This is a genomic window from Pseudomonas sp. 7P_10.2_Bac1, from assembly GCF_025465935.1.
Taxonomy (GTDB): Bacteria; Pseudomonadota; Gammaproteobacteria; order Pseudomonadales; family Pseudomonadaceae; genus Aquipseudomonas.
Window position 1 is genome coordinate 25,598 of the sequence record NZ_JANLNV010000061.1, and the last position, 11,007, is coordinate 36,604.

Consider the following 11,007-nt stretch of genomic DNA (forward strand, 5'->3'; position numbering starts at 1 on the left):
GATCAATACTTTCCTAACAAATGGTAACTCTGGTCATCGCTTGCAGTAGAAGCCCGCCCTTTGCCCCAGCCGACCGCGCTGCGGTAACTGCCCAGCCATTGCCCTGTCTGCTCGGCGAGCTCGACAGGGGTGGCCAGGCGGTCAGCATACGGCGCGACAAACAAAGCATCTTCCGGGCAGTAAACCTCGCACATGAAGCAGGTCTGGCAATCGTTCTGCCGCGCGATCAGCGGCGCCTCTCCCGGCACCGTGGCGAAGACATTGGTCGGGCATGCCAGCACGCAGATATTGCAGCCCGTGCAACGCTGGGGATCTATCAGTTCAATCATGCCGCCTGCCCTCTGAGCAGGTGCTCGACCACTGGTTCAAGGTGCTGATGCCCGGTCCAGACATCATCCAGGCCGCCACTGAGCACCCGATGACGTTGCGCGACGTCGGTGCCCGCATAGTCGCTGCGCCGATGCATGCCACGGGACTCAGTGCGCTCCAGCGCACTGCGGTACATCCAGCGCGAAACCGCCAGCATGGCCGTGGCTTCACGCAGGCGCAGGGTCTCTTCCCGATCCGCTGCCGGGGCCGCCTGGCGAGCCTGCTGCCACAGCGTGTCGAGCCGACCAAGCGAGGCCTGCAAGTCATCACCATGGCGGAACCAATTGCGTTGATACGGAAACACTTCGTCCTGCACCGCCTTGATCAACGCGCCAGAATCCATGCGCTGCCCACGAGCATCGAGCAAACCCGCCCTGCCCTGGGCGCGCAAATGAATGCTGCCCGCCAGCCGGTTGCCTTGAGCAAACTGCGCTGCCCCGGCGCCCGCCCAGAAGCCGGACGACAACGCCCACGCCGCGTTATGGCTACCACCTCCGGTGAAAGCGCCGCAGATCAGCTCGCGAGTCGCCGCATCGCCTGCCGCGTACAAGCCCGGCACGCTGGTCGCACACTGCTCATCCACAATCCTCAGGCCGCCGGTGCCACGCACCGTGCCCTCCAGGCGCAAGGTCACCGGGAACAACTGCTTGAAGGGATCAATGCCAAGGCGATCGAAGGACAGGAAAAAGTTCGGTTGCGCCAAGCGCATCTGGGCCTGAACGGTGGCGTCGGCCTTTTCCAGCCGTGCAAACACCGCCTCGGTCTGCAGGGCCTTGGCGATCACGCCACGGCCCTGCGCAGAACCCGCGCCCTCCATGACGCGACCGTCAGCGTGATAAAAAACGGCCCACTTATAGAGCGCCGACTTAGTCACCGACGAAAAGGCTGGGCACAAGCCGTAGGCATTGGAAAACTCCATGCCGGAAAAATCAGCGCCCACTTCGGCCGCCATCAAATGCCCGTCGCCGGTCAGTACGTTGCAACCCAGCGCCCGGCTCAGAAACGCGCAGCCACCCGTTGCAATCACCACTGCGGCAGCTTCGACCTTCCATTCAAGATGCTTCTGGCGTGAGAAACCGGACGCACCGCTCACGCGCCCTTCGCTGTCCGTCAGCAGCTGCAATGCCGGGCTGTGATCCAGAATCCGCACACCGGCCTGCTTCACCCGCTTGCGCATCAAGCGCATGTATTCCGGCCCCTGCAAAGAAATACGCTGTTGCTGGCCGTCGCTGTCGAGCGGGAACGGGTAACCCCAGTCAGCGAGGGTTTGCATGTTGGTCCAGGTTTGCTCGAGAACGCGGTTCATCCAGACGTCCTCGGCCAGATAACCGCCCCGGGCATAGCGGCTGGCCTTGGCCTCCTCACGCTTTTGCCGGTCTGGCTCGACATACCACACGGCAGTCCCCGATGGCGCCGTGGCTCCGGAAGCACCGCAGTAGCCTTTGTCTGCCAGCACCACATTGGCGCCCTGGGCCGCCGCACTGATCGCCGCCCACGTGCCTGCAGGCCCACCACCAATCACCAGCACATCGGCACGCCACTCACGGCCGCCCACGCGCTCCTCAACACCTGACATATCGAATTCCTTGTTGAATACAGGGGAATTTAAGGGATGACGGGCCCGACTTCAGTCAGGTGGTTGATGGCAAAGCTGATTCTAAAATTAAAAGAAAAAAGTCTAAAAAAGAAAGATCGTATGGTTATTTGGTTATAGCAAGTTCAAGGACAGACGAATCCGTGTGGACCTTGAAGCCACGCCCGAACTTTGCGTTTGGGCGCTGAAAGCGTATTTTTTGCTGAACGCGTGCTGACCTCAAGCACCCCGGCTTAACCACACAGGTTGTTGCGATGAAAAAAACGCCTCCTCCCCAAAACGTGTATGACGATCCTGTATTTTTTGAAGGCTACAAGGCCCTGCGCCAAAAGGATTCAGGGCTGAACGGCGTGCTGGAGATCCCGGCCTTCCACGCCTTGTTACCAGAATTGCAGGGGCTGCGGATTCTGGACCTGGGTGCCGGGTTTGGTGATTTCGCCCGCTATGCTCGCCGTCATGGCGCCCAAGCGGTCACAGCGGTGGATGTCTCCGAGAAGATGCTGGCCGAGGCCCGACGCCTGACCCACGACGAGAGCATTTATTACCTTCATCAGTCGATTGAACATTTCACACCCGACGCGCAAACCTTTGATCTTGTGGTTTCTTCACTGGCGCTGCATTACATCGACGATTACCCGACGGTAGTCGAGCGCGTGTATGCCAGCCTGGTACCCGGTGGGAGATTCGTTTTTTCGGTCGAACACCCACTTTGCACGGCTCAACCCAGCGGCTGGGTCTGCGGACCGTCGGGCGAACGATTGCATTGGCCGCTCGACCGCTACCAACATGAAACAGTCCGCCACAGCACCTGGTTTGTCGAGAACGTCACCAAGTTTCATCGCACGCTGCAAACCTACGTCAACACCTTGTTAGCAGCAGGGTTTCAGTTGGACCATCTCGGTGAACCGAAGCCTCTGGCACAGGCCCTTGATGAGCGGCCATCACTGGTAGACGCACTGAGACGACCGCCCTTTCTGTTGCTGGCAGTCACCAAGCCATCCTGAAGCCAAGCGATTTCCGATAGAAATAGTCAGGATTTTCTCCAAGAGCCTATGGGAAGATGCCAGTATTAAAAGGCTATCAGTGCCCCCCCAGTCTTTAGACTCTTCGCCAAAGTATGTAAGAAATATTTTTGGCGAAGGTTAGGCGAGCCTGTTTTCTACGCCGAAGAATAGAGCGTATCTATATTCCATACGGAGACTTGCGAGACGTGCGTTGCACAAGAGTGTTGATACAACCCTGCCATTCAGCGGGTTAAATATATATGCGCACACCCTACCTAAAGCACAACATAGGTCGCATTTAACAACAGCACATCAACGCCCAGTGACAATAAAGAAACAACATCCATACAGAAATAATTCAACAGATTAGCGACGCAGACGTCATGTTATAGAACACATGTCCAGGCATTGGTTAGCGTCACTGCGAAACATACGATTGCAAATGCGACAGGCAATCAATTTTTTGACGCCAAAAACAAAACGCGCTACAGCCTACGAAAGACCATACAGAGGGCAGATTCTTAGCCTGAGCACACGCCCAAACCAAAAACCGTTAGACTTTTTAAAAATAAATTTCACTCTTTTGTTTTAGCAGAAATGCAACACACTAAAACAAAGACAACTGCTGAAAATTTTCGCCTTACTATTTCATCAACTTAAATCCCTGTAACTCTGAGGCGTCATCCCAAACCATCTCAAGGACGCCTTGTAAAAACTACTTTGATCACTAAAGCCCAAGGTTGCAGATATATATTTAATGCTATAAACCGAATGCCGCAAGTAATCATGCGCCAATGCCTGCCTGACATCGTTATACACCATAGAAAAACTAAGTCCTTCATTTCTCAACGAATACTGCAAGGTTCTTTTGCTGACCTTGAGAGCATCCGCAATTGAATCAAGCGTTGGCACAACACCCCGCGCCAGACTTTCAGCAATGGCTCTTCTTATTTTGGATGATACGAAACCGGTGGGGGACGACTCTAACTGGATTTTAAGGAATTCTGCATGCAGCCTGTCCAGCTTAGGTGACGCGGTAATCAGCGGGTAGTTATAGACATCCTTGGGAAAGACCAACACATTGTGACCGGCCGAAAACTTCAAATTCCGTCCAAATACCACTTCCAGGCCATCCCTTTCATCGGGAGGGGCGTAGACAAATTCGACCCCCAGCGGTACGACATAATAATGTGGCACTAACCAGCGAATAAGCCCCAGTAAAATCGAAAACCCGGCATCGATAAACACCCGGGGTACTTTTTTGGTCACTTCAATACTGACAATTTTTAAAATATGGTCATGCAGTTCCAGCTTCAGCAATGAACCACTGCTGATCAAGGGGTAATAATTGACCAAGCGTTCGATGGCGCCCCCCAATGTTGCACATGACATGACCGCATAGCCCAAGGCTCCCAGCATGGCCGGGTGCATATTCCTGTATGCCCTTAGCCCCAGATCCGGGTCCCCGGAGGTGACTGAAAGATTAGTCAACCATTCGTATACCGATTCAATATCAACAAATTCAGTATCATCGACATAATCATGAAATGTTTCACTGGACTTATAAACAGTCCCCAGCGCTCGACCGAGCAAGTAAACATATGACTTTCGAATTCTGTACATTCATCTATCCATGGAACACATTAAGCACGGGCAAGTGCTGCCTCATCAGACACGCAAAATCACGCACAAAAACTGACCATATAGAATTAATCTTGTCACAAGAATGAGTCAATGCGCTTGCGCTTCAGGACATCCTATTAGCCTCAGAGGACACTTATTAATAACTCAGACACATGTGAGAATAAAATAACACCGCAAGTCTCTAAAATACCCACACAGTATTAACCCATGAAAAATCATAAAAAAAAACGTGGCTGGTTATGGGCTTATAAAAAAATACGCTCATTACAATGCTCTCGCACCACCGCCGTATTGAGAGCAACCCGCTTTGCACTGACCGGCGACACGGGGTCATTCGTAGACACAAAAAGCCTATACAAAATCAGGCTGAAGTTATAACCAAACCGGTTAACGCTTCATACAACCGCTAGGGATGGCGCCACCTCCATGACAAACAGGCACTGCGTTCAGGTCATTGCAATAACCGGCGGCAAAGGAGGCACCGGCAAGAGCACGCTGGCCATTAATTTATCCGTTGCCCTCGCCATGTCAGGGCAAAGGGTGGTCTTGCTGGACGGCAATTTGGAACTGCCTTGCATCGATACACTGTTGAATATCAGACCGCAAAGAACACTCGCCGATTTACTCGAGGGCAAATGCTCATTAAAAGAACTTCTGCACCCTGGCCCCAGAGGCATCAACTTGATACTGGGTGACCCGTTTTCAAGCGCTGCATTAAATCTTCAAACTGCCCATCACGCCGGAATTATCAATTCATTCAACGAGATACAACGCGATCTGGATGTCTTGATTGTGGACACAGCCTCCGGCGCAAACAGTTCGGTCTTAAACTTTACCAGAGCCGCCCATGAAGTCGTGATGGTCCTCTGTAACGAACCCGCGTCAATTCTCAATACCTATGCACTTATTCGAACATTGAATAATCACTACAACATCAGACGATTCAGGGTCATATCCAACCGAACTTACAGCCCGATGGAGGGCCTCGATGCATTCAACAAACTGCTTGCCCTCACCGCCAACAGCGCAGAGGTGTCATTGATGTATGTTGGCAATCTACCCGAGGATTTAGCTGTTCGTTACGCCTCCCATAAAAGACGCGCAGCCTATGACTTTTCACCGCGCTCAAAATTTTCTCGAGAACTTGAGGCTATTGCCTGCAAAGTTAGCAAATGGCCACTACCTACAACGCCCAGAGGGCATATCGAATTTTTCACCGACAGCTTGATCATGGCACCACAACATCATGGCACAAAGACGCTTCGATGATAGCTCTCATTTTCTGTCATGCAAACTCCAATCGCTGCAAGCATGCAAGAGGGCTCAGCGGCCGAACTGTTTTTCCAGCTCTGTTTTTAGCCATTCGACGAACCACATCACATCCGGTGACAACTCGGCAGACGGTGTGAGCACCCGATAGCTTTCAAGCTTGGCTTGCGCGTCGACAGCCCGTACCAGAAGGCCCGCAGCGAGTTCTTCGTGCACCAGCACTTCATTGGCGAGTGCAATCCCCTGACCACTCTCGGCCACCGACAGCGCGTGATCGTTATTGACGTAAAGCATGTCCGAACTGAGCTTAAAATCCAGGCCATGGGCCCTGAACCACAGGTTCCACCATTCGCCGTCATCGACATGGATCAGATGGTGCTTCACCAAATCTGCCGGGCATTGAATCGGATCAATACTTGCCAGATACCCCGGCGTACACACGGGAAAGACCCGCGGACAATTCAATATCACCCGTGAATGCGTGTATTGGCCGTCCACACCATAGACAATCCCGAGATCAGCGCTCCGGCCATCCACCTCGGTAAACGTCGAGTCAGGGTCGATGACAAACTTCAATCCTGGCTGTAAATGGCGCATGGCCTCGATTCGCGGCATCAACCAGCGCTTGGCAAATCCCGGTACCACTTTGATCCGCAACCAGCGTTCGGCGGTCCTGGGGCGCACCTCTTTGCCGGCGTCGATCAACAGTTGCAATGCGGTGGCGACCTTGCGGTGGTACTTCTCGCCCGCCACCGTCAAAACCACGCCGCGGGAAGTGCGCTCGAACAACTGCACCCCCAGCCACTCCTCCAACAGCTTTACATGCCGGCCGATGGCTGGCTGTGTCACGTGCAGGGCTTTGGAAGCCTCGACGTAACTGCCCAGACGAGCGGCGGCATCAAAGGCTCGCACCGCGTTGAGGGGCGGTAAACGGTTGTCCAACATGGCGGTTACTGTCCGAGCTATTAGTTTATTTAACAGCAGGTATGCAAAAACTGAAGTTTCGCTCCCGCCACCTCTGCCTGATAATCGAACAAAAAGAATAATAAAAAAACATCAGTACGCATTTCGATCCTGCCCCAAGAAGAATATCCATAACCCGCCGAGGTGGCTGTCCACAGCCTGTCTGCGGCAGGGGGAACCAGGAGGTAAAACATGAATGCCCTGAATTCACTGCAAACGCTGGCGGTTTCTGTCCGCTCAGTGCGCAAGGTCTACGGTGATCCGCAGGCAGGTCCGGTGGCACTAAAAAGCATCGACCTGGACATTCGTGACAACGAATTCTTCACCCTTCTCGGTCCCTCCGGCTGTGGCAAAACCACCCTGCTGCGAATGATTGCCGGATTCGAATTCCCCACCGAGGGCGAGATTCTGCTCTACGGCGAGAACATCGCTGAACGCCCCCCCTTCGAACGACCGGTCAACACAGTGTTCCAGCATTACGCACTGTTCCCGCACATGACCATTGCTGAAAACCTGGCCTTCGGCCTCGAATCTCATCCGATGGGCAAAGTCCTGAAAAAACGCCAGATTACCGAGCGCGTGCGCGAGATGCTCGCCTTGGTTCAAATGGAAAAGTTCGCATCGCGCAAGCCCACACAACTGTCGGGCGGCCAGCAACAGCGTGTGGCTCTGGCCCGCGCCCTGGCACCGCATCCCAAGGTGCTGTTGCTTGACGAGCCCTTGTCGGCGCTGGACCTCAAGCTGCGCCAGGCCATGCGCGAAGAATTGAAAACCATCCAGGCCAGAACCGGGATTACGTTTATCTTCGTCACCCATGATCAGGAAGAAGCCCTGACCATGTCTGACCGCATCGCCGTGTTGTCGGAGGGTGAAGTGCAGCAGGTAGGCCGCCCGGAAGACATCTACGAACGGCCACGCAACCGCTTTGTCGCGGACTTCATTGGCGAAACCAACTTTATCGAATCCACCGTCACGGCTGTCGAAGCGGGGATGGCCTGGCTCAGCGGGCCAGCCGATCAGCCGCTTGGGGCACACCCCTGCACCAACGTTTCGGTGGGCGACGGGCTGACGCTCTCCGTTCGTCCCGAACGCCTGCGACTGGTGCATGCCGCGACTGAACATGCGCTGCCCTGTCGCATCGATGCGCAGATCTACCTCGGCACCGACCTGCAATACCGGGTCAGCCTTCGCGACGGTTCACTTTTGACCGTGCGCACCCCCAACAGCGTCGAGCCGGACCAGCGCTATGCCGTGGGCAGTCAGGCAGGCCTGTTGTTCGACCACGGTAGCGCCAGCGTCTTGCACGATTGAGTCCGAGGATTTGCCATGCCTGCTTTACCGATTTCCCGCACCTTGGAACGCCGACGCGCATTCCAGAATTTTCTCGGTGTCAGCCCTGCCCTGGTCGCTATCAGCCTGTTTCTGATCGTGCCGATCCTGATTGTCATCGGCTATTCGCTGATGGAGGCCAATCCGTATGGCGGTGTGAACAAGGTGTTCAGCACCGAGGCCTACACCTCGCTGCTGTTCGAGCAACAACTGGATGACAGCCTGGCCTTCACCGATGCTTATCTGATGATTGCGCTGCGCTCTATCGGCATTGCCGGGCTGACCACGCTTATCACCCTGCTGATCGGTTTCCCGGTGGCGGTGTGGCTGGCCATGCAGCCCGCGCATCGCCGGGGCTGGCTGATCTTCCTGATCACCGTGCCGTTCTGGGCCAACCTGCTGATCCGCACGTACGCCTGGATTCTGCTGCTACGCAATACCGGGGTGGTCAATAACAGCCTGCTAGGGCTGGGCCTCATCGACCAGCCTCTGCAAATGCTCTACACCGACGGCGCCGTCCTGTTGGGCCTGGTGTACACCTACGCGCCCTTTGTGGTGCTGCCAATCTACGCCACGCTGGAAAAAATGGACATCCGCTTGCTTGAAGCCGCGCAGGACTTGTACGCCGGGCGTCTGCGCACCTTGCGCAAAGTGGTCTTGCCGATCGCCAAACCGGGGATCATCGCTGGCGCGATCCTGACCTTCGTGCCCTGCCTGGGCGCCATGATTGCCCCCGAACTGTTGGGCGGCGGCACACGCTTGATGCTCGGCAACCTGATCTTCAGACAGTTCAGTGACGCGCGTAACTGGCCTTTCGGCGCGGCGCTATCGCTGGTGCTGATGGCCACGGTGATGCTGGTACTGACGGTATATGCCCTGCGCGCTGAACGTCAGCGCCTCGCCAAAGGAGGTGTGTGATGCCCCGCCTGTTTAAACGCAACAGACTGAGTGTGCAGGATTTTCCGGGGTTCGGCGGCTTCAGCTTGCTGTTCTACCTGTACCTCTACGCGCCCATCGTGGTGCTGGTGGTGTTCTCTTTCAACGCCAACCAGTCGGCAACGGTCTGGACCGGTTTTAGCCTGGACTGGTACCGCGCCGCCTTTGCCAATCAAGCTTTGCGCCAGGCGGCCAGCAACAGCCTGTTGATTGCGGTGTGCGCCAGCGTCGCCGCCACGGCCATTGCGACCCTCGCCGCCCTCGGCACTTCGCGCGGTGCAAAGTTCAAGGGCCTGCACCTGTCGATGGGCACGATCATGCTGCCGCTGGTATTGCCCGAGATCGTGGTGGGTGTCGCCACCCTCGCGCTGTTCTCCACCCTGGGCGTGTCGCTGGGCTACGGCAACCTGATCATTGCCCACACCGTGTTCTGCATCCCGTTCGCCTACCTGCCGATCCGCGCCCGCCTCAACGATATGGACCTGTCGCTGGAGCAAGCTTCGGCGGATCTTTACGCAGGCCCCTGGCGAACCTTTCGCAAGGTCACGCTGCCCCTGCTGATGCCCGGCATCATCTCGGGGCTGATGCTGGCGTTCATCGTCTCGCTGGATAACTTCGTGATCTCAATGATGGTCTCGCAGGCGGGCACCACCACTTTGCCAATTTTCATTTTCGGCCTGTTGCGCATGGGCGTGACGCCCGACGTCAACGCCGTGTCCACGCTGATCCTTGGCGTCTCGGTGCTGTTTGTCAGCCTTTCCTATCTGTTGAGCAAGAAAAACACTTGAACCTTGAACCTACTGTGGGAGTTAGCATGAACACGTTGATTGCACGTATCGGCACCTCTTTAGCACTGACCTTACCGCTGGCAATGGCCAGCAGCGTTCAAGCCGCAGAGAAGCTCAACGTTGTGAGTTGGAGCGGTTACTTTTCGCCTGAAATCCTGGCCAAGTTCCAGAAGCAGACTGGTATCGAAGTCACGGTTGACGCCTACGATTCCAACGAAACCCTGTTGGCCAAGCTCAAGCAAGGCGCTGCCGGGTACGACGTGGCGATTCCGTCGAACCAGTTCATCCCGATCCTGATCAAGGAAAACCTGCTGACCCGTTTCGACCCGGTCAATCAGCCCTACTACGCGAACCTCGTCGACAACCTGAAAAAGCCCACCTGGGACCCACAAGGCGGGTATTCGGTGCCCTTCATCTGGGGCACCACCAGCGTGGTACTCGACACCGGCCGCTATCAAGGCCCGACCGACAGCTTGAAGGTGCTGTACGAGCCACCAACCGAGTTGCAGGGGCGCATTAACATGTTCGACTCGGTCAGCGACGTGATCGACATGGCCAGCCTGTATCTGAACATTCCACTGTGCAGTGAAGACCCCAAGCAGATGCAGCAGGTGCTGACGCTGCTTAAAGCACAAAAACCATTCGTTAAGACCTACAGCTCAAAAGCGGGCTCAATCCGTGAAAACCTGGCCTCCGGTGAAATCGACATGTCGATGTTCTGGGGAGGCTCCTCGATGCGTGCGCGCGAGATGAAACCCAGTCTGAAATACCTTTATCCCAAGGAAGGTGTGCTGGCGTGGGTCGACAACATGGTCATCCCGAACGGCAGCAAGCACCCGGAAAATGCCAAAGCGTTTATTGCGTTTATGAGCCAGCCAGAAAACGCGGCAATGACCCAGAACTTCCTCAAGCACCAGAGCCCGATTAAAGGTGTGGAGCCCTACCTCGATGCGGGCCTGAAGGACGCACCGGAGTTGCACATTCCTGAGGGCACCAAGGTGGTGTTCAGTCAGACCTGCGGTGAAGGGGCCATTCGTCTGGCCGATCGCATGTGGACCAACCTGATGCGTTGACCGGTACCGCCCCGCCGTGAGGGCGGGGTGTTTTTCCA

General features: G+C 55.6%; 10 protein-coding genes. 6 read left to right on the forward strand and 4 right to left on the reverse strand.

Translation table 11 applies throughout. The features are described from left to right. Positions 1-2: 2 nt before the first annotated feature. Together NTD86_RS12945 and NTD86_RS12950 are read right to left on the reverse strand one after the other, a co-directional pair. Entirely contained in the window at positions 3-329 is a 327-nt protein-coding gene (locus NTD86_RS12945; RefSeq protein ID WP_262202787.1) for a ferredoxin family protein, read from the reverse strand. Further along, on the reverse strand, positions 326-1,945 hold the full coding sequence (locus NTD86_RS12950; protein WP_262202789.1) for an FAD-binding protein: 1,620 nt from the start codon (positions 1,943-1,945) through the stop codon (positions 326-328). The genes NTD86_RS12945 and NTD86_RS12950 overlap by 4 nt, the downstream gene beginning before the upstream one ends. A gap of 272 nt (positions 1,946-2,217) precedes the next feature. On the opposite strand from NTD86_RS12950, the gene NTD86_RS12955 reads away from it, so the two are divergent. Next, entirely contained in the window at positions 2,218-2,967 is a 750-nt protein-coding gene (locus NTD86_RS12955; RefSeq protein WP_262202791.1) for a class I SAM-dependent methyltransferase, read from the forward strand. A 651-nt stretch (positions 2,968-3,618) separates the two neighbouring features. On the opposite strand, the gene NTD86_RS12960 is transcribed toward NTD86_RS12955, so the two are convergent. Continuing rightward, positions 3,619-4,590 carry an AraC family transcriptional regulator gene (locus NTD86_RS12960; protein WP_262202793.1) on the reverse strand — a complete coding sequence of 324 codons (972 nt, stop codon included), beginning with the start codon at positions 4,588-4,590 and terminating at the stop codon, positions 3,619-3,621. 447 nt (positions 4,591-5,037) lie between these two features. Between NTD86_RS12960 and NTD86_RS12965 the strand changes: the two genes are divergently transcribed. Further along, the gene (locus NTD86_RS12965; protein WP_262202794.1) at positions 5,038-5,880 is read left to right on the forward strand and encodes a MinD/ParA family protein; all 843 of its coding nucleotides are present in this window, start codon (positions 5,038-5,040) and stop codon (positions 5,878-5,880) included. Between the two features lie 54 nt (positions 5,881-5,934). Here the strand turns inward: NTD86_RS12965 and NTD86_RS12970 are convergent, their stop codons facing one another. After that, the gene (locus NTD86_RS12970; RefSeq protein ID WP_262202796.1) at positions 5,935-6,825 is read right to left on the reverse strand and encodes a LysR substrate-binding domain-containing protein; all 891 of its coding nucleotides are present in this window, start codon (positions 6,823-6,825) and stop codon (positions 5,935-5,937) included. A 210-nt stretch (positions 6,826-7,035) separates the two neighbouring features. On the opposite strand from NTD86_RS12970, the gene NTD86_RS12975 reads away from it, so the two are divergent. From NTD86_RS12975 to NTD86_RS12990, 4 genes are read left to right on the forward strand one after another with little or no spacing between them, the layout of a single operon-like run. After that, the gene (locus tag NTD86_RS12975) at positions 7,036-8,154 is read left to right on the forward strand and encodes an ABC transporter ATP-binding protein (protein WP_262202798.1); all 1,119 of its coding nucleotides are present in this window, start codon (positions 7,036-7,038) and stop codon (positions 8,152-8,154) included. 15 nt (positions 8,155-8,169) lie between these two features. Continuing rightward, positions 8,170-9,090, forward strand: coding sequence for an ABC transporter permease (locus NTD86_RS12980; RefSeq protein WP_262202799.1), 921 nt, complete (start codon positions 8,170-8,172; stop codon positions 9,088-9,090). After that, positions 9,087-9,896 (forward strand): ABC transporter permease, encoded by an 810-nt coding sequence (locus NTD86_RS12985; RefSeq protein ID WP_262202801.1) that lies wholly within the window; start codon positions 9,087-9,089, stop codon positions 9,894-9,896. Before NTD86_RS12980 ends, NTD86_RS12985 begins: the two co-directional genes overlap by 4 nt. A 26-nt stretch (positions 9,897-9,922) precedes the next feature. Beyond that, the gene (locus NTD86_RS12990; protein WP_262202802.1) at positions 9,923-10,969 is read left to right on the forward strand and encodes an extracellular solute-binding protein; all 1,047 of its coding nucleotides are present in this window, start codon (positions 9,923-9,925) and stop codon (positions 10,967-10,969) included. Positions 10,970-11,007: the final 38 nt, after the last annotated feature.

Bases quoted from the DNA above. Each gene is read 5' to 3' on its own strand.
- NTD86_RS12945 (WP_262202787.1), bottom strand. From the start codon at position 329: ATGATTGAACTGATAGATCCCCAGCGTTGCACGGGCTGCAATATCTGC.
- NTD86_RS12950 (WP_262202789.1), bottom strand. From the start codon at position 1,945: ATGTCAGGTGTTGAGGAGCGCGTGGGCGGCCGTGAGTGGCGTGCCGAT.
- NTD86_RS12955 (WP_262202791.1), top strand. From the start codon at position 2,218: ATGAAAAAAACGCCTCCTCCCCAAAACGTGTATGACGATCCTGTATTT.
- NTD86_RS12960 (WP_262202793.1), bottom strand. From the start codon at position 4,590: ATGTACAGAATTCGAAAGTCATATGTTTACTTGCTCGGTCGAGCGCTG.
- NTD86_RS12965 (WP_262202794.1), top strand. From the start codon at position 5,038: ATGACAAACAGGCACTGCGTTCAGGTCATTGCAATAACCGGCGGCAAA.
- NTD86_RS12970 (WP_262202796.1), bottom strand. From the start codon at position 6,825: ATGTTGGACAACCGTTTACCGCCCCTCAACGCGGTGCGAGCCTTTGAT.
- NTD86_RS12975 (WP_262202798.1), top strand. From the start codon at position 7,036: ATGAATGCCCTGAATTCACTGCAAACGCTGGCGGTTTCTGTCCGCTCA.
- NTD86_RS12980 (WP_262202799.1), top strand. From the start codon at position 8,170: ATGCCTGCTTTACCGATTTCCCGCACCTTGGAACGCCGACGCGCATTC.
- NTD86_RS12990 (WP_262202802.1), top strand. From the start codon at position 9,923: ATGAACACGTTGATTGCACGTATCGGCACCTCTTTAGCACTGACCTTA.